Below are 19,578 nucleotides of genomic sequence, written 5' to 3'. Positions count from 1 at the left end.
GCCGCTGCTATGAAGATAGGTATTGACAAGATAAATACCCATATTCGTCCCATCGCCATCAATGGCAACGGCACCGCCATCGCTATCAACACCACCGTAGCGCATCCTGACACCAAAGCCGCTTGCGCCATTGCCAGCGATGGACACATCACCGCCGCTGGTTTGGGCAAGCGCCCGGTATAAATCAATCCCGTTGAAATTCGAATCGCCCACAAGCGTGATATCACCGCCACTGGTCAGCGTCGGGGCCCTGAAAGTGATGCCATAACGTCCACCATGGCCTTCAATCGAGATATCGCCTGCCGTGGCCAAGCCTGTGCCGGTCACCCTCACCCCAGCGCCCGTGCCACGCGTATTGGTGGCCAGGCCATACAACGTGATATTGCCGCTGGTCGTACTGATGGCCTGACCACCCATGTTAAGACCATAGGTATCACCCGTACCGTACAGACCAATCGCGCCGGTGGTGGTGACAATCCCTGGGCTATACAGGATGACAATCCCATCCCCAAGTGCATCATCACCGTGAATCGTGATATCTCCAGCATCGGCAGTCAGGTTGGTGTTGCGCAGCCGCACTCCATCACCAAGTGCTGCCGTGGCAGCACCGTCCAGCGTGATCGCCCCGCCGCTGCTATGAAGATAGGTATTGGCAAGATAAATACCAAGATTCGCCCCATCGCCATCGATGGCAACGGCACCACCACCGCTATCAATACCACCGTAGCGCATCCTGACACCAACGCCGCTTGTGCCATCGCCATCGATGGACACATCACCGCCACCCGAACTCACATCGGTGCGATACAGATAAACGCCGTTGGAATTCGAGTCCCCAACGATCGTGATATCTCCGCCACCGGTATCGATCGTCCCAGTGGACAGGCGCACGCCATCGCCATTCGCACCACCCTGCAGGGTGAGGTCGCCACCATGATTCGCAATTGTGAAATTAGTGAAATTAATGAGCCCATTCGCCGTTGTGATGCCGGATTCATTGCCAATGAAACGAATATCCAACGGACCGGCAGTTGAAGTGATGCTGAAACCGCTGCCACTGATTCCATCATTGGCAAGCAGCCAGAATTCTTTGCCAATGGTTGACAGGCTATCGGCCACACTGACCCCGCCTGAAATGGTCAGACGGCCATAGCCCGGGGTTGTTCCATTGGCATACACATGAACCGACGTATTGTTGTTCAGTGCCGTTGAGATTGCCCCGGATTCGATCGTCACCCCAATCGGTGGTGCGGCCACCTGGTTGCTGACCAGGTAAACATTCGATCCGGAAATCCTCCAAATACCAGCACTGATCGAAGTCGTATCGTTGACCATCAATGAACCGGCCGTCGCGGGCGAACTGTCGTCGGTATTGGTACGCATGTCCACGTACCCGGCAAGCGCAGCAATGGTCCCATTGCTGGTTATGCCGCCTTGGCATGCGCCGATACAGCCACTTTTGCTCATGCCGCTGCCTGCCACCGTGATCATGGTCAGGCCATCGTTAAAATAATCGAGCGTGACCGACTGCGTGGCACCGAACAGCACACTGCCGTGTGGCGCGGTGATGGTTCCTGAATTTTCAAGATAGGAACCGATGAATGCTGCGGTGCCGCGGTCAGCAATGGTGATATTGCCTGAATTGACCACCGTTCCCGCATTGGTCGCACCGGTAGCGAAGGTGTAATGCTTGCTGGTGACGCCGGTGTTGAAGTCAACATCCGAGATATTCAACGTCGAGGCAACAAGGCCGCCAACGTTCACCTGCGAACCCGCACCAAACGTAATGCCCAACGGATTGATCAGAAATACTTGGCCATTCGCAGTCAAATTTCCAAAGATCTGGGAACTGCCAAGACCGCCAATGACACGATTCAAAGCCACGCTATCGGCATTGGGCTGGACAAACGAAACGGTGAATCCGGAAGCAATATCAAACGCATTCCAATTGATGATGGCACCCTGTGAAGTCTGGGTGATCACCATGGTGTCATCGCTGATGGTGGGACCGGTGTTGATTCCCGACGGGGGGCCGAAATTGGTCGAAATCGTGCCCGACACGACTTGCCCATTCGCCGGCAAACAGGTGGGGCAAGCCACTGGTGGAATCGCGACGGACGGCCCACTTGTCATTGGCGGTGTCGGCAAGCCGGCCATTGGGGTGGCCGGACTGGCGCTGGATGTCGCGCTGATCTGCGGGATCCCTTCGACATAGGCAGGATTCTGCCCAAGTGGACGGGGCGAGGCCTGCAGGGGCAGCATCATGGCTGCTACCAGGGCAAGTACCAGCCTGCGGCGGCGGAAAACGCGTTGGCTACGGCACAGTGTTCGGTATCCCTTCATTGAGATTCGCCCCCCTCAATCATTCACTTCATGATGCACGCCACGGACTGCTTCCGGATTCGTCCGCGACGTTCAAATCTGATGGACAAATTGAAACGGGCCAAGTGTCGTGGCTTCGACCACTTCCACGCGATGCGAAATTGTCCATGACTTCACTGTAGTCGATCCAACGAGCACGCGACCAGAAGTCGACTCTGTCCCTACCGCACGATCGCACGCCACCTCGAACGGGATGGCACGCGCTGTCATGCCGCACTGCGGCATGACATGGCCCTATACGCATGCGTATGCTTTCCGTACTGTACCGTTTGGAACGGTGCAGTACGCCCGCCGCAGGCGACCCAGCGGCATCGCAGAAACCTGGGGGATTCCATGCGTAGATTCGCGTACGGCGCGCTGTTGGCGTGTGCCGCATTGTTCACTGCTTCGCCCGCGCTGGCCGCCGACGTCACCGGCGTCGCCTTCGTGCACGGTACCGGCCACCAGACCAACGCCTACAACGACTACTGGCAGCCGACGATGGTCAACAACGTCCGCGCCGGCCTGGCCAATCCGTCCAACTACACGGTGATCAACTGCGACTTCGAGCAATACATGTGGGACAGCCGCGCCGCCGGCTGCCTCGCCGACCAACTCACCAGCTTCATCAACGCCAAGAAGATCACCCGGCTGATCATCATCACCCACTCCAATGGCGGCAACGTGATCCGCTGGATCATGTCGAACCCGACCTATGACAGCCGTTATCCGAACATCATCAGCAAGATCGTCCGCGTCAATGCACTGGCGCCGTCCTCGGCCGGCACGCCGCTGGCGGATGCCACCATCAACGGCAATGTCTTCGAATCATCGCTGGGCTGGCTGCTGGGCTACAAGTCCGACGCGGTTCGCCAACAGCAGGTCAGCTGGATGGCCTACTACAACGGCAACTACCTGTACGGCACCGGCGGCCGCCCGTCGCTGCCCAAGCTGTTCCGCAGCGTGGTCGGCACCGATGTGGATTCCGCGGTCTGGGATTCCGACAGCTATTGCGGCAATTACACCCTGAACGTCGGCCTCGAGGTGACCCAGGCATGGCTCGACACCTGCTCCGATGGGTTCCTCAACTGCAGCAGCCAATCAGCCGCCGGTTCGGTGTGGTTCCAGGACAAATCAAGGATGGCCGGCAGCGAACCGCTGAGCCACAACCAGAGCCGGCGCGCCTGCTTCGGCCTGGACACCATCCTTCGCAACGACATGAAGTGAGGCCACGACCATGCGCCCCCAGATCCTGCATGCCGCGGCCTTGGCCGCCCTGACCACCTTCGCACTGCCGGCCGCGCAAGCCGCGCAGCCACTTCTGCCCGCCGCTGCCGGCGACCAGGTCCCGACCCGGTTGGTGTCGCTGCCAGCACCGACCGGCATGATCGAGCGCAAGCCGGTTTCGTTCTCGTGGGCGCTCGACCCCAACCTTTCGCTGTCACAGCCAGCCCCTTACCTCTCCACCAGTCGCGAATACTGGCTGACCGTCGACGGCAGCGAATTGAACCGAGGCGTGTCACTGGCGATGTCCTCGCCTGGCGCACTGGTCCGGATCAGCCCGGCGCGGGACGCAAGGGCCTTGCGCTCAAGTGACTTCACGGTCTCGACGCAAGGCCGCCGGGTGGCCGTGGATCGAGCCGCGGATGCCGAGGCCCTGCGGAGGGCCGGCATGGATGCCAGCGCTGGCACCCAGGTGCTGCGCCTTGGCGCCGGCAGCAATGCAGGCCCAACGATCCTGCGCGCTCAGCATGCCAGCGGACGGTACGTCGTCCACGTGTTCGAACCCAACAGCGACCAACTCCTGTATGCCCGACCCGATCGCGACCATGCATTGGCTGGCCAACCGATGCGGGTGATGATCGGATCCACCGCCAATGGTCATCGCGGCAACCTGCGATCCAGCGCACTGCTGGTGGCGCCGGATGGAAGCAGCCAGAAAGTGACCGTGCGTAACGTGGCAGGTGGCGGACAGGAGGCCGTGTTCAACCTGCCGAGCCAGGCCCGCCAGGGCGGCGGCCTTTGGGAGCTGCAGGTGTTCTCTGACATCAGCGGCATCCCTCGCGACATCCGCACCGCGTTCTCGGTGGCACAGCCCACCGCTCGCTTCATCGGCAGTTTTGCCCTTGATGCCAGCCGCCTGCGGGTTTCCTTGCCGGTGCAAGCCGCCTCACCGGGCCGCTACGAAGCACGCGGCACCCTGTACGCCAGCGCACCCGACGGCAGCCTGAGGCCGGTGTCGGAAGCCCATGCAGCGGCCTGGATGAACGCCGGCAATGGCAGCCTGGTGCTGCAGTTCGAACGGGCGCACGTTCCCGCCGGATACGGAGCCCCATTCGAATTGCGCCAGCTCGAGTTGAACGACCAAGGGCGAATGGCACCGATCGAGTCGCACGCTCGTGCGGCGCGATTCTGACCGGGTTTCCGACCAACGCCAGTGTTGCAACGACAGCCGGGCTTGCCCGGCTGTCGTCATTTGCGCACCCTGTGTCCTGGACGTCACGGAGATTGGAATGAACAGAAAGGTCAAAGGATTGTTGGCCTTGGCCATATTTGCGGTGTTGGCGACGCTCGGCTATGCGGCCGCGGGCCCGTACCTGGCCATCAACGGCATCCGCCACGTCGTTGCGGATAACCGGGCCAGCGAATTGCCGCGCTTCGTTGATTTCGCACAACTGCGCGCCAGCCTCGGCCCGCAACTCAGGGAGCGCATCGCGCGCGGCCTCATCGAACGGGTCGGCCCCAGCCAATCCCCAATCACCATCGGTGAGGTCTCCGAGATGGTCAGCAAGACCGCCTTGGAGGCCATCGCCTCGCCCAAGGGAATCGACCGGCTGTTGCGTGGCGACACCCTGCGCCCCGCGGGCATGGCCGCCAACGCAGCGTTCGATCCGCTTGAACACGCCCAGACGCGATACGAATCGCCATCACTGTTCACTGCCAGCGTTCCGAACGCACAGGGCAAGCCGCTGGTGTTCGAATTCCGACGCGATGGCCTGAGCTGGAAACTGACCGGCCTGCGGCTGCCGGACAACTGAGGCAGCGCTGAACAAGACCATCCTGGACTTGTCAGCACACGCCGCGTCCGCTGCAGACCCGGATTCGGCTCACACCTCTGAATCGCCAAGGCTTGCTGATTCAGACCAGGCCACCTCAACCGTCGTTGGCCACGCCGTGCGGCACATGGCCTGCGGCGACGTGGCGTCGCGCGGAATCGATGTTGTGCGGGGAGTCCTCGAAGAAGATGTCGGCGCCGAATGCCTCCAGGAACGGGCCCTTGTCGCGGCCACCGAGGAACAATGCCTCGTCCAGTCGCACCTCCCATTCACGCAGGGTGCGGATCACCCGCTCATGCGCCGGAGCCGAGCGTGCGGTGACGAGGGCGGTGCGGATCGGCGCATCCTCCCCAGCCGGGAACGCCGCTTGCAGGTCATGCAGTGCCGACAGGAAGCCGCGGAACGGCCCACCGGACAGCGGCTCGTGCGCCAGTGCGCGCTCGTGGCGACCGAACGCTTCCACGCCCTGCTCGCGCGAGACCCGCTCGCTTTCGTCCCCGAACAGCACGGCATCGCCGTCGAAGGCGATGCGCAACTGCGACTGCCGTGGCTCGTTGGCTTTCTCTGGAAGGATCGTCGCCGCCGCAACGCCTGCCGCCAGCGCGGCGCGCACCGATTCCGGATTTGCGGAGAGAAACAACTGTGCCCCGAACGGACGGATGTAGGGCCACACCGGCGCGCCCGCAGTGAAGGTGGCCCGACGAATATCCAGTCCGTAATGATCAATCGAATTGAACACCCGCAGGCCGGTGTCCGAAGAATTGCGCGACAGCAGGATCACCTCCACCCGGGGCAGATCCGCGGGCACGCCGGCGTTGAGCGCCAGCAACTTGCGCACCAGCGGGTAGGCGATGCCGGGTTCCAGGGTGTCGTCCTCGTGGCGGCGCTGGAATTCCGCAAACGCCTCGATGCCCTCGCGTTCGAACAGGGCATGGCTATCCTCCATCAGGAACAGCGCGCGCGCCGTGATTGCAACCACCAGGGGTGATCCCCGCGGCGTCGATGCCCCTCCTGCCGCGGTCACGCCGCGTCCCGCTGGAACAGCACGCGTTCCGGCCGATGCAGCGCAAAGCCTTGCGCATAATCCACGTTCATCGTGGCCAGGATTTCCAGCATCTCCGTCGAAGACACCCATTCGGCCACCACCTCCAGCCCCTGCTGGTGGCCGATCTCGGCAATCGCCCGCACGATCGAACGCGACATCTGGTCACTGCCCATGTTCTGAACGAAGCTACCGTCGATCTTCACCATGTCCAGTTGCAGGTCTTTCAGATAAGCGAACGAGGACATCCCGACACCGAAATCATCCAGCGCAACCCGGCACCCAAGTGCGCGCAATTGGCCAATCAGCGCACTGGATGCAGTGAAGTCACGCATCGCGACGGATTCGGTGATTTCGAACAGCAAGCGCTGCGGATCCAGTTGGTGCATGCCGATCAACTGCGCGATCCGATCGTACAGGCTCGAATTCTCCAGACTGGCTGCCGACAGGTTGATCGCGCAGGTCGACAGCCGCGTGCCGTCGGGGTGCAGTCGGTCCAAGTTGCCCAATGCGGTTTCGACCACCCAGCGGTCGATCATCGGCATCAGGCCATAGCGCTCGGCGGCCGGGAGGAACGCCCCCGGCAGAATCACGCCATTGTCCTCGCCGCGCAAGCGCAACAGCAATTCGATATGTGCGCCCGTGCCGCTGTCCCCGCGCAGGGGCCGCAATTCCTGGAAATCCAGCAACAGCCGCCCTTCACGCAGGGCATCCTGGACACGATTGGCCCATTCCATCTCGCCCATCCGCCGGTGGATGGCGGCATCGTCCTCGGTGTAGGCATGGGCGCGATTGCGACCCGCATCCTTGGCTTGGTAACAGGCCGCGTCGGCGTGGGTGAACAGCTCCTTGAGAGTCACGGCACCGGCCAGCATGGCAACCCCGACGCTGGCACTGATGGGATAGCCGCGCCCTTCCCAGCTGAACAGGCAGCCTTCGATGCACGCACGCAGGCGTTCGGCTGCCTGCATGGCAGTCTCGAGATCAGCCACGCCTGGCAACAGCACGCCGAATTCGTCGCCGCCCAGCCGCGCCAACACATCGACCGAACGCAGCTTCTCGCGCATCTCGACCGCGAGCTGCGCAAGCAAGGTGTCGCCCGCGTGGTGCCCCGAGGTGTCGTTGATTAATTTGAACTGATCAAGGTCGATGAACAGGATGGCACCGCTCCGCTGCCCTGGACGATCCAGTTGTTCCTGGACGCTGCGCTCGAACTCGCTTCGATTGGGCAAGTGGGTCAAGGTGTCGTGGCTGGCCTGGTAACTCAAGCGCTCGGTCAATTGGCGCTGTTCGGAATTGTCACTGGCCACAAGCAACCACAGCGGGACGCCTTCGAGTTCGATATGGCTGACCCAGACACTGGCCCAGAACAGGCGCCCGTTGGCGCCACGCAATTGCACGTCCCGCCCGACGTCCGGAGCCTGTGGGCCTTTCGGTCCGATCTTGCCGACCTGGTCAAGGAACTCCGGCGCCGCACCCGGCAACACGGAGGCCAGCGCGGCATCCCTGCTTCCAAATGCCAAGCGCTCGCGTGCTGAGGCATTGCCATAGACGATCTGACCGTCACTCTTGCGCACCAGCAGCACCAAGCAAGGCAACAATTCGTTGAGCCGGCGGAACCGCTCCTCGCTGTCCAGGTAACGCCTGCCCATCCGGGTTCCCAGCACGATCGCCCGCTCACGCGTTGCGGCCAAGGACCAGGTCAGGGCGGCCAGCAGGATGCTGATGAGTCCTCCGATCCCGAGCACCCGCACCCAGTCGCCCTGTGCTTCCTGGTCGTATTTTGGGTGCCCGCTCACCTGCCAGCGACGACCACCGAAATTCAACTCGACGACATGCACTTCCTCGCTGTTGCGCTCACCGAAATGCCGTTCGAACAGCCTCTGCGGGGCAGCCTCGCTGACATCCGAGATGCGCACGTCAGCCAATGCCTGGGTCGTCTTCGGAATCACCGGATCGATCAGGTCGAGGAACCGGAACGACGCCCCGACCGATCCTGCCAAGGCCTGGCGGCGCCCTTCCACCGATTCCGGCACTGTGCCGCCGGCATAGACGGGCAGACGCAGGATCAAACCATCCGCCGGGCCCGCACCACCGCTTTGCAACAACGGAAACGGTGCCGACATCGCCACCTTGTTGCTGTCACCGGCGCGCAGGATGGCATCAAGATTCATCGGCTGCGACGCCGCATCCAAGCCAGCCAGTGCCTCGTTGCCGGCGTGCGGTGCGTACAGGACCGTGGGATAGATATCACCGGCCGGCCCAGACTGGCGTTCGGCATAGGCCAGAGCCTGCAAGCTGAACCTGACGTGGTCGTTGAAGCGCATGTTTTCGTAGGCTCGGGCGTACTCCTCAGGCGAGACATGTTCGGACGCCAGGAACACCGACTGGAAGGCCCGCACCAGGTGCTCGCACTGCTGCAACTGTTCCCGGATCTTGTCGGAGATCAACCGTGCTTCCATCGTGAACGCGTGATGCGCATCGCGCTCCCCGCGACGCTTCTCCACCAGCGCCAGCCAACTGGTCAATCCCATGGCCAGCAGGAAGGCCAGCAGCGCCCAATCCCAAGCCCGCACGTGACGCCGTCCGCCCGGTTCGGCGGGTGGGCTCGAAGCAATGTCCTGCCACTCGTTTGCCATGCTGGCCATCCCCGCCATCAGACAGGATGTTTATACGGTGAATTGCTCGATCAGGATACGTTCTTCCAGATTGTGTTCAGGATCAAACAGCAAGGTGACGCAATGCTCGCGCGACTCGCGCACCAGCACCTCGGTGACATCACGAACCTCGTGCGAATCCGCGGTGGCGCTGACCGGCCGTTTGTGCGGGTCGATCACCCTGAACCGCACTTCGGCCCCCGACTTGAGCACGGCGCCACGCCAGCGCCTAGGCCGAAACGGTGCTATCGGCGTCAACGCCATCACGTTCGCACCCAGCGGCAGGATCGGCCCATGCGCGGAGAAGTTGTAGGCGGTGCTACCCGCCGGAGTCGCCAGCATCACCCCATCGCAGACCAACTCACCCAGCCGCACCTCGCCGTTCAATTCGATGCAGATATTGGCCGTTTGCCGAGTCTGCCGCAGCAGCGAGACTTCGTTGTAGGCCAGCGAGGTGACGCTGGCACCGGACTCGGTGTGCGCGATCATTTGCAAAGGGTGCAGGATCGCCGGCTCGGCGGCCAGGATGCGCGCCGGCAAGTCATCGTCGGCGTGGTACTGGTTCATCAAGAAACCGACCGTGCCCAGTTTCATGCCATAGACCGGCTTGCCGAGGCCACCGTAGCGGTGCAGGGTCTGCAACATGAAACCATCCCCGCCCAAGGCAACGAGGACATCGGCTTCCTCGGGGGTGCACCGGCCATGGCGCAACTCCAGCGCAGCCAAGGCGACTTGGGCCTCTTCCGCAGGACTGGACAGCAAGGCAATGCGCTGTACGTGGCTCATGCCTTCAGGATAACGCCGGATTACGCCAAAACAGGCCCAACCCGCGACCGGAATGCCGCCCAGAGGAGGCATTCCGGTCCTGTGGACGCAGATGGCTGGGGCCTGGGCTGCACTCAGGCCCGGCTGGCCAACTGCGCCACCCGCTGCACCGCCACCGAAACGGTCGGGTAGTCCAGCACCTTCTGCGAAGCCAGTTCGGTCAGCATCGCCAGGGTGAAGCGCAGGTTGGCATCATCGCGCGCCAGCCACGCTGCCACCTTCGCGTCGGCGTTCTTGCCGGGTAGCGACAGGACCTGCGCGGTCAAGGTGCGCAACTGCGACGACAGTTCATCGCGCAGCACGCCGCGGGCCACCGCATGCCAGCGGCCCTCGACCTTGAGCGCATCGATCTGGGTCCGCAGCCACGGTGCGCGCAATGCGTCGGACAGGCGGACATAGACCTTGGCCACGTCGATCGCGCCCAGCTTGCGTTCGCGCGCCAGCTCGATGATGTTCGGGCAGGATTCGAGGTATGGCAGGGCTGCCAACTGGTCGGCGAGTGCCGCCGGCACGCCCTTCCCGCGCCATTCCTTGCGCATCGCCTCGTAGGCCGGGCGCTGCGAATCCGGCAGGATGCCCTCGCCGGCGCGGATGTCGCGGAAGCCATCGTGGTAACGCTCCACCGCGGTGGTGATCGCCGGCACCGCGCCGGGACGGGCCAGCAGCCAGCGGGTAAAGCCGCGCTGCAATTCCCAGATCACCATCAAGGCATCGATCTGCACGTCATCCGTCACCTTGCCGTCGAGCGCGTCGATCTGCGCCCACAGTTCGCGTGAATCCAGGGTTTCGCGGGTGATGGTATAGGCGCGCGCCACTTCGCCGATGCTGCGTCCGCTGTCTTCCTGCATGCGCTGCAGGAAGGTCGCGCCCATCCGGTTGATGGTCGAGTTGGTCACCGCGGTGGCGATGATTTCGCGCTTCAGCCGGTGGTTGCCCATGGCCTTGACGAAATCCTTCTGCAGCGGGTGCGGGAAATACTGCACCAACTCCTTCGACAGGTAGGGGTCTTCCGGGATATCCGAGGCCAGCAGCTCCGGGAATGCGACCAGCTTGGCGTAGGACAGCAGCACGCACAGCTCGGGCCGGGTCAGGCCCTGGCCGCGCAGCTTGCGCTCTGCGACCTGCGCGTCGGTCGGCAGGAACTCGATCTGTCGATCCAGCAGGCCCTTCGATTCCAGCATGGTGATGAAGTGCATCTTCGAGCCCAGGCGCGACGCGCTCATCCGCTCCATCAGGCTCAGGGTCTGGTTCTGGCGGTAGTTGTCCTTCAGCACCAGGTGGCCGACCTCATCGGTCATCGACGCCAGCAATTTGTTGCGCGCATCGAGGGTGAGCTTCTTCTTGCGCACCTCGGCGTTGAGCAGGATCTTGATGTTGACCTCGTGATCGGAGGTATCGACACCGGCCGAGTTGTCGATGAAATCGGTATTGAGCAGGACGCCGGCCTGCGCGGCCTCGATGCGGCCGAGCTGGGTCATGCCGAGGTTGCCGCCTTCACCGATCACCTTGCAACGCAGGTCGGCGCCATTGACGCGCAGGCCATTGTTGGCGCGGTCACCGACATCGGCATTGTTCTCGCTGGAGGCCTTGACGTAGGTGCCGATGCCGCCGTTGTAGAGCAGGTCCACCGGCGCACGCAGGGCCGCGTGCATCAGGTCGGTCGGGGTCATGTGCTTGACGTCGTCGGCCAGGCCAAGTGCGGCGCGCACTTCCGGGGTGATCTCGATCGACTTCAGCGAACGCGGGTACACGCCGCCGCCCTTGCTGATCAGCTTGGCGTCGTAATCGGCCCAGCTCGAACGCGGCACCTTGAACAGGCGCTGGCGTTCCTTGAACGACGTCGCCGCCACCGGATCCGGGTCGAGGAAGATGTGGCGGTGGTCGAAGGCGCAGACCAGCCGGATGTGCTGGGACAGCAGCATGCCGTTGCCGAACACGTCGCCGGACATGTCGCCGATGCCGACCACGGTGAAATCCTGCTTCTGGCTGTCGCGGCCGAGCGCGCGGAAATGGCGCTTGACCGATTCCCAGGCACCGCGTGCAGTAATCCCCATGCCCTTGTGGTCATAGCCCACCGAACCACCCGACGCGAACGCGTCGTCCAACCAGAAGCCATGCGCCTGGGCAATGCCGTTGGCGGTATCGGAGAAGGTCGCGGTGCCCTTGTCGGCGGCGACCACCAGATAGGGATCATCGCCATCGTGACGCACCACGCCCGCCGGCGGCACGATCTTGTCGCCCACGATGTTGTCGGTGATGTCCAGCAGACCGTTGATGAAGCGCTTGTAGCAGGCCACGCCCTCGGCGAACCAAGCATCGCGATCGACCGCAGGGTTCGGCAGCTGCTTGGGATAAAAGCCGCCCTTGCTGCCAACCGGCACGATGACCGTGTTCTTCACCATCTGCGCCTTGACCAGGCCCAGCACCTCGGTGCGGAAATCCTCGCGCCGGTCCGACCAACGCAGGCCACCGCGCGCCACCGCACCGAAGCGCAGGTGGGTGCCTTCCACCCGTGGGCCACAGACCCAGATCTCGCGGAACGGCCGCGGCTTGGGCAGGTCCGGCACCTTGGCGGTGTCGAACTTGAACGCGAGGTAGTCGGCCGGGCCGCCATCCTTGCGCAGGCCATCGGTGTAGTCGATGTAGTAATTGGTGCGCAGGGTCGCTTCGATCACGCCGATGAAGGCGCGCAGGATGCGATCCTCGTCGAGGCTGGCGACGCGATCCAGCAAGCCGAACAACGCGCCGCGCGCGGCTTCGATCTGCGCCTCGCGACTGCCGGTACGCGCCTTGATGAGCGCATCCAGTGCCTTCAGCGCGGTGTCATCACCGGCGACCAGTTGTCGCAACTGCGCTCCGAACTGCTCCATGCCACGCTCGATCTCGCCCTTGCTTTCGTGTCCGGTGCAGGGGTCGAAGCGCGCCTCGAACAACTCGACCAGCAGCCGCGCCAGCAGCGGATAGCGGGTCAGCGTCGCTTCCATGTAGCTCTGCGAATACGGAATGCCGGTCTGCAGCAGGTACTTGCAGTAGGCCCGCAGCATCGCCACCTGCTTCCAGCTCAGGCCGGCGGCGAGGATCAGGCGGTTGAAACCGTCACTCTCGGCGTCGCCGCGCCAAATGCGGGCGAAGGCTTCCTCGAAGTCCTCGTCCAGCGCGTCCACATCGAGATCACCCTGCAGCGACTCCACTTCGAAGTCCTGGATGTAGACCAGTCCGCCTTCCGCCTCGACGCGGTAGGGATGCTCGGTGATCACCCGCAACCCCATGTTCTCCATCAGCGGAAGCGCATCGGACAAGGGAATGTCCTTGAGCGGGCGATACAGCTTGAAGCGCAACCCGCCCTGGCCCTGCTTGGGCTCCTCCAGCGACAGCTTCAGGTCATCGGGGCCGGACAGCGCGGCGAGGTATTCGACGTCATCGGCGGCGATTTCCGGGCTGACTTCCTCGATGTAGCCGGCCGGCAACGCCCGCCCGAACCTGGCCAACAGCTTCAGGCCGGCTTCTTCGCCATGGCGTGCAACCAGCCGCTCGCGCAGCTCATCGCCCCAGTCGCGCACGATTTCGGCGAGGCGCCGTTCCAGCGTCGGCATGTCGATGTCGTCCGCGTGGTCGGCCTCCGCCGGCGGCCGCACCAGGATGTGCAACTGCGCCAGCGGCGATTCGCCGATCAGCACATGGGTATCCACGCGCCCGCCTCCCAGCGCATCACGCAGCATGGCCTCGATGCGGTCACGCACGCGGTTGCCGATCCGGTCACGCGGGACATACACGAGAATCGAGTAGTAGCGACCATAGCGGTCGCGGCGCAGGAACAGCTTGCTGCGCACACGCTCCTGCAGCGCGAGGATGCCCATGCAGGTCTTCAGCAATTCCTCCTCGCTGGACTGGAACAGCTCATCGCGCGGCAGGGTTTCGAGGATGTGCCGCAGGGCCTTGCCGCTGTGGCTGTCCGGGTCCAGCCCGGATTGCTGCATTACATAGTTGTGGCGCTCGCGCACCAGCGGGATATCCCATGGGCGGCGGGTGTAGGCGCTGGAGGTGTAGAGCCCAAGGAAGCGCTGCTCGCGGATCGCCTTGCCATTTGCGTCGAAATCCAGCACGCCGATGTAGTCCATGTAGCCGGGACGGTGCACGCTGGCGCGGGCATTGGTCTTGGTCAGGATCAGCGCATCGACCGAGCCGGAATGACGCATCGAATGCGCGGCCAGCGACTTGACCGGACGTGGCTTGCTGTCGTCGTCGCCGCGCAGCAGGCCGAGGCCGCTGCCGGACACGGCGCACAGCATGTCGTCCTTGCCCTGCTTCTCGACCCGGTATTCGCGATAACCGAAGAAGGTGAAATGGTTGTCGGCGGCCCAGTCGAGGAAGGCGCGCGCCTCGCGCTTGCCGTCCTTGCTGATCGGCGACTTGCGAGATTCAAATTCAGCAGCAATAGCCTGCATCTGCGCCTGCATCGGTTCCCAGTCGGCCACGATCGCGCGCACCTCATCGAGCACGCGGGTGATGCGCGCCTTGATCGTCGCCAACGCTTCCTTGGGCTGGCGATCCAGCTCCAGATGCATCACCGATTCACGCTCGCCCTCGCCCACGGCGGTGAGCTTGCCAGCGCGATCGCGAGTGATCCGCATGACCGGGTGTCCGAGCGCGTGCACGCCGATACCGAGTTCAGCCAGCGCCATCGCCACCGAATCGACCAGGAAGGGCATGTCGTCGTTGACGATCTGCAGGGTCGTGTGGATCGCGCCGCCCGGACCCGCCTTCAGCGGTGGATTGAACAGCTGCACATTGGCCTTGCCACGCTTGCGCGTGCCGGCGAACTCCAGCATCGCCAGCGCAAGGTCGCCCCAGGCATCGGCACCACGGCTGGCGAGCTCCTCGGCATCCATGCGCCGGAACAACGCGGATGCAAACGCCACGGCCTGATCCTTGCCACCCTTGCCCACGCGTTTGGCGATCACGTCGAGGATCGGTTTCAGGCCCGCTTCGGCGCCGGTTTCGGTTGACTTGTTCATGTGCAGCGTTCCCTCCAAAGGACGACGGCCGCGCACGGGGCGCGGCCGATCAATGTGTCTAGGCCTTCAGCGCAGGCCAGTTTCGTTGCGGGCGATCACCAGGCGCTGGATCTCGCTGGTCCCTTCATAAATCTCCGTGATCTTGGCGTCGCGGAAGTAGCGTTCGATCGGCATTTCCTTCGAATAGCCCATGCCGCCATGGATCTGCAGCGCTTGGTGGGTGATCCACATCGCCGCCTCGGAGGCGGTGAGTTTGGCCATCGAGGCCTCGGTGGAAAACCGCTGGCCCTGGCTCTTCAGCCACGCGGCGCGCAGCGTCAACAGCAGCGCCGCGTCGAGCTTGCATTTCATGTCGGCGATCTTGGCCTGGGTCATCTGGAAGGCGCCGATCGGTTGGCCGAAGGCCTTGCGTTCCTTGACGTAGGCAATCGTCGCCTCGTAGGCGGCACGCGCGATGCCGATGGCTTGGCTCGCGATACCGATGCGGCCGGCGTCCAGTACGCCCATCGCGATCTTGAAGCCCTGCCCCTCCACGCCCAGCACCTCGTCGGGCTGGACCCGATAGTCGGTAAACTCGATCTCGCAGGTCGCCGAAGCACGGATGCCCAGCTTCGGCTCGGTCTTGCCGCGGTGGAAGCCCTCGCGGGTGGTGTCGATCAGGAAGGCGGTGATGCCGCGCGCACCCTTGTCGGGATCGGTCATCGCGAACAGCACGATGTACTTAGCGACCGGGCCGGAGGTGATCCAACTCTTCTTGCCGTTGACCACGAAGCTGCCATCGTCCTGGCGCACTGCCTTGCAACGCATCGCGGTGGCATCCGAACCGGATTGCGGCTCGGTCAGCGCGAACGCACCGATCTCGCGGCCCTCGGCCACGTCGCGCACGTATCTCTGCTTCTGCGCCTCGGTGCCGAAGGTCAGGATGCCATTGCAGAACAGCGAATTGTTGACCGACAGGATGGTGCTGTGAGCGGCATCGGCCGCGGCGATCTCGACCATCGCCAGCACATAGGCCACGGTGTCCATCCCGGCACCGCCATACTCGGCCGGCACCTCGATGCCCATCAGCCCATTCTCGCCAAGCGCCCGGATGTTCGCCAACGGGTACTCGCCGGTGTGGTCGTGGTACTCGGCGCTGGGCGCGATTTTTTCACGCGCAATGCGACGGGCCACGTCCTGCAGCATCCGCTGCTCTTCACTGAAGCCAAACTCCACGACTGCCTCATGGCGCAACAGGAAAGCCCTATTGTAGACGCCCGGGAAGGGAACCCCAACCCAGCCTGCGGCTCATGCCCCTTGCTTGACCTGCGCCCCGCACGACGTATAATTCATCGCTAAATCGCGATGGAAAGATATATGGACCTCGAAGGCTGGTCAGCGCATCTGAAGGTGTTTGCCGACGCGACCCGGGTGCGGCTGCTGGCGTTGCTGGAGCGCGAGGAGCTGACGGTGGCCGAGCTGTCGGCGATCACCCAGTTGGCCCAGCCGCGTGTCTCCACCCACCTTGCCAAGCTCAAGGACGCGAGCCTGGTGCGGGACCGCCGCGCCGGGGTCTCTGCCTATTATCGCTTCGACGAGGCGGGTCTGGACGCGGCGCAACGCGCCTTGTGGCAATCGATCCGCAGCGGCAGCGACGATCCGCTGCTGGACCAGGACGCCACCCGCGTGGCCGGCGTGCTCGCCAGCCGCGCCGCCGACCAGAACTGGGCAGACAACGTGGCCGGCGACATGGAACGCCATTATTCGCCGGGGCGCACCTGGGAAGCGATGGCGCGCACGGTGATCCCCCTGTTGTATCCGGGTGACGTGCTCGATATCGCCTCCGGCGACGGCGTCCTCGCCGAGTTGCTGGCCCCGCATTCGGGGCGCTACGTATGCATCGATTCCAACCAGCGGATGGTGGCGGCAGCCAGCGATCGACTGCGTCGATTCGGTAACGTCGAGGTACGCGCAGGTGACATGCACGCCCTGCCCTTCGACGACGAAAGCTTCGACCTGGTCGTGCTGATGCAAGCCCTGACCTACGCAGCCAAGCCAGCGCAGGCCGTGGCCGAGGCGGCGCGGGTATTGCGCCGCGGCGGACGCTTGCTGTTGTCCAGCCTCGACAAGCATGGCCATCGCAACGTGGCCGAGGCCTACGGGCACGTCAACCTCGGCTTCAGTGCTCGCGAGCTGCGCAAGTTCGCCGAGAAGGCGGGCCTGCAGGTAGCGAGCCTTGAAACCGTCACCCGCGAACGCAGGCCGCCCCATTTCGAAGTGATTTCACTCACCGGTGTGAAGCCGTGACACGCCGCGCTGCACGCATGCGCCTGCATCAATTTCTGCTGGACTTGTCGACATGACCCTTGCCTGGAAACACCTCGAACGCGTCGCGGCGCTGGAAGCCGCGCTGGCCAAGCGCATCCTGATCCTCGACGGCGCGATGGGCACGATGATCCAACGCGAGGGTCTGGAGGAAGCCGATTACCGGGGCGAGCGTTTTTCGCAGGGCTATGACGCACTGTTTGCGGTCGGTGGCCATGTCCATGGCCCGGACTGCGGCTGCGAGGCCAGCGACCAGCGCGGCAACAACGATCTGCTCAGTCTGACCCGCCCCGCGCTGATTTCCGGCATCCACCGCCAGTATCTCGACGCCGGTGCCGACCTGGTCGAGACGAACACGTTCAATTCGACTTCCATCTCGCTGGCCGACTACCGCTTGCAGCACCTGGTGCGCGAGCTCAACCGCGAAAGCGCCCGGCTGGCGCGGGCCGAATGCGACGCGGTCGAAGCGCTCAACCCGGCGCGGCCGCGTTTCGTGGTCGGCGTGCTGGGCCCCACCAGCCGCACCGCCTCGCTGTCGCCCGACGTCAACCGCCCCGGCTTTCGCGCGGTCAGTTTCGATGATCTGGCCGCGGCCTACCGCGAATCGGCGCGCGGCCTGATCGAAGGCGGCGCCGACATCCTGATGGTCGAGACCGTGTTCGACACCTTGAACGCCAAGGCCGCGCTGTTCGCCATCGGCGACGTGTTCGAGGAATCCGGCGGGCGGCTGCCGGTGATCGTCTCGGGCACGATTACCGATGCGTCCGGGCGCACCCTGTCCGGCCAGACCGCCGAAGCGTTCTGGTACTCGCTGTGGCACTTCCCGCTGCTGGCGATCGGGCTGAACTGCGCGCTCGGCGCGCACGAATTGCGCCAGCACATCGCGGTGCTCGCGCAGGTGGCCGACGCGCCGGTGAGCTGCCACCCCAACGCCGGCCTGCCCAATGCCTTCGGCGGCTACGACGAAACTCCGGAAAGCATGGCCGAGCAATTGCGCGAATTCGCGCAAAGCGGCCTGCTCAACATCGTCGGCGGCTGCTGCGGCACCACGCCCGAACACATCCGCGCGATCGCCGACGCGGTCGCCGGGCTGCCGCCGCGCGCGCTGCCGCAGCTGGAGGACGCCGCATGAGCACCTTCCTGCACCGCTACACCCGTCTGTCCGGGCTGGAACCGCTGATCCTCAGCCCGGAAGCGAACTTCATCAACATCGGCGAACGCACCAATGTGACGGGCAGTGCCCAGTTCAAGAAATTGATCGTCGAGAACCGCTACGACGAAGCGGTGGCGGTGGCCCGCCAGCAGGTCGAAAGCGGCGCGCGGGTGATCGACATCAACATGGACGACGGCCTGCTGGATGCCGAAAAGGCGATGGTCGAATTCCTCAACCTGATCGCGGCCGAGCCGGACATCGCCAAGGTGCCGGTGATGATCGACTCCTCGAAGTGGACGGTGATCGAGGCCGGCTTGAAGTGCCTGCAAGGCAAGGGCATCGTCAACTCCATTTCGATGAAGGAAGGCGAGGACGAATTCCTGCGTCAGGCGCGGCTGGTGCGCCGCTACGGCGCGGCGGTGGTGGTGATGGCCTTCGATGAGGACGGCCAGGCCGACAGCGCCCAACGCAAAGTCGAGATCTGCACCCGTGCTTTCCGCTTGCTCACCGAAGCGGTCGGCTTTCCGCCCGAGGACATCATCTTCGACCCCAACTGCTTCGCGATCGCCACCGGCATCGAGGAACACGACGACTACGCGGTGGCCTTCATCCAGGCCGCGCGCGAACTGCGCCAGCGCTTTCCCTACAGCCATATCTCCGGCGGCGTCTCCAACATCAGCTTCTCGTTCCGCGGCAACGAAGCGGTGCGCCAGGCCATCCATACCGTGTTCCTCTACCACGCGATCCAGGCCGGAATGGACATGGGCATCGTCAATGCCGGCGCGCTGCCGATCTATGACAGCCTCGATCCGGAGCTGCGCGAGCGGGTCGAGGACGTGGTCCTCAACCGGCGCAAGGACGGCACCGAACGGCTGCTGGAGATCGCCGACCGCTTCCGCAGCAAGAAGGGCGAGAAGAAGGTCGAGGACCTGGCCTGGCGCAAGCTGCCGGTTGCGCAACGACTCTCCCATGCACTGGTCAACGGCATCGACGCCTATGTCGAAGCCGACACAGAGGAAGCCCGGTTGCAAGCCACGCGTCCGCTGGACGTGATCGAAGGCCCGCTGATGGACGGCATGAACGTGGTCGGCGACCTGTTCGGCGCCGGCAAGATGTTCCTGCCGCAGGTGGTCAAGTCGGCGCGGGTGATGAAGAAGGCGGTGGC

General features: G+C 63.9%; 11 protein-coding genes and 1 pseudogene. 6 read left to right on the top strand and 6 right to left on the bottom strand.

From position 1 onward, the window contains the following. On the bottom strand, positions 1 to 2,265 hold a 2,265-nt coding region (locus IT472_RS00135; RefSeq protein ID WP_297176536.1), incomplete at its 3' end, for a filamentous hemagglutinin N-terminal domain-containing protein. Positions 2,266 to 2,715: 450 nt separating this feature from the next. Between IT472_RS00135 and IT472_RS00130 the strand changes: the two genes are divergently transcribed. The 3 genes from IT472_RS00130 to IT472_RS00120 all read left to right on the top strand — a co-directional run bounded on the left by IT472_RS00130 (position 2,716) and on the right by IT472_RS00120 (position 5,399). After that, positions 2,716 to 3,588: a hypothetical protein gene (locus tag IT472_RS00130; protein ID WP_297176534.1), complete on the top strand. Its 873-nt coding sequence runs from the start codon at positions 2,716 to 2,718 to the stop codon at positions 3,586 to 3,588. A gap of 10 nt (positions 3,589 to 3,598) precedes the next feature. After that, positions 3,599 to 4,777, top strand: a complete 1,179-nt coding sequence (locus IT472_RS00125; protein WP_297176532.1) for a DUF4785 domain-containing protein — start codon at positions 3,599 to 3,601, stop codon at positions 4,775 to 4,777. Between the two features lie 97 nt (positions 4,778 to 4,874). Next, entirely contained in the window at positions 4,875 to 5,399 is a 525-nt protein-coding gene (locus IT472_RS00120) for a DUF2939 domain-containing protein (RefSeq protein WP_297176529.1), read from the top strand. A 115-nt stretch (positions 5,400 to 5,514) separates the two neighbouring features. Here IT472_RS00120 and IT472_RS00115 read toward each other — a convergent pair whose 3' ends face one another. From IT472_RS00115 to IT472_RS00095, 5 genes are all read right to left on the bottom strand, one after another. Then, the gene (locus IT472_RS00115) at positions 5,515 to 6,441 is read right to left on the bottom strand and encodes a 5'-nucleotidase (protein WP_343231793.1); all 927 of its coding nucleotides are present in this window, start codon (positions 6,439 to 6,441) and stop codon (positions 5,515 to 5,517) included. After that, positions 6,438 to 9,098 (bottom strand): EAL domain-containing protein, encoded by a 2,661-nt coding sequence (locus IT472_RS00110; protein WP_297176526.1) that lies wholly within the window; start codon positions 9,096 to 9,098, stop codon positions 6,438 to 6,440. Before IT472_RS00110 ends, IT472_RS00115 begins: the two co-directional genes overlap by 4 nt. Positions 9,099 to 9,128: 30 nt before the next feature. After that, positions 9,129 to 9,902 (bottom strand): NAD kinase, encoded by a 774-nt coding sequence (locus IT472_RS00105; protein WP_297176523.1) that lies wholly within the window; start codon positions 9,900 to 9,902, stop codon positions 9,129 to 9,131. A 113-nt stretch (positions 9,903 to 10,015) separates the two neighbouring features. Continuing rightward, positions 10,016 to 14,956 carry an NAD-glutamate dehydrogenase domain-containing protein gene (locus IT472_RS00100; protein WP_297176520.1) on the bottom strand — a complete coding sequence of 1,647 codons (4,941 nt, stop codon included), beginning with the start codon at positions 14,954 to 14,956 and terminating at the stop codon, positions 10,016 to 10,018. Between the two features lie 66 nt (positions 14,957 to 15,022). Beyond that, a complete protein-coding gene (locus IT472_RS00095; RefSeq protein ID WP_297176516.1) occupies positions 15,023 to 16,171 on the bottom strand; it encodes an acyl-CoA dehydrogenase family protein in 1,149 nt (382 codons plus the stop codon). Positions 16,172 to 16,312: 141 nt separating this feature from the next. On the opposite strand from IT472_RS00095, the pseudogene IT472_RS00090 reads away from it, so the two are divergent. The 3 genes and pseudogenes from IT472_RS00090 to IT472_RS00080 form a co-directional block, all read left to right on the top strand. Then, positions 16,313 to 17,239: pseudogene (locus tag IT472_RS00090) on the top strand (metalloregulator ArsR/SmtB family transcription factor); the annotation flags it as partial. A 55-nt stretch (positions 17,240 to 17,294) separates the two neighbouring features. Further along, a complete protein-coding gene (locus IT472_RS00085) occupies positions 17,295 to 18,392 on the top strand; it encodes a homocysteine S-methyltransferase family protein (protein ID WP_297176513.1) in 1,098 nt (365 codons plus the stop codon). After that, the coding region (locus tag IT472_RS00080; protein WP_297176510.1) for a dihydropteroate synthase at positions 18,389 to 19,578 on the top strand (1,190 nt) is incomplete at its 3' end. The genes IT472_RS00085 and IT472_RS00080, both read left to right, overlap by 4 nt.

Source organism: Thermomonas sp., assembly GCF_020850895.1.
In the GTDB taxonomy this organism is placed as follows: domain Bacteria; phylum Pseudomonadota; class Gammaproteobacteria; order Xanthomonadales; family Xanthomonadaceae; genus Thermomonas.
This window is presented reverse-complemented; position numbering and strand designations above follow the sequence as displayed.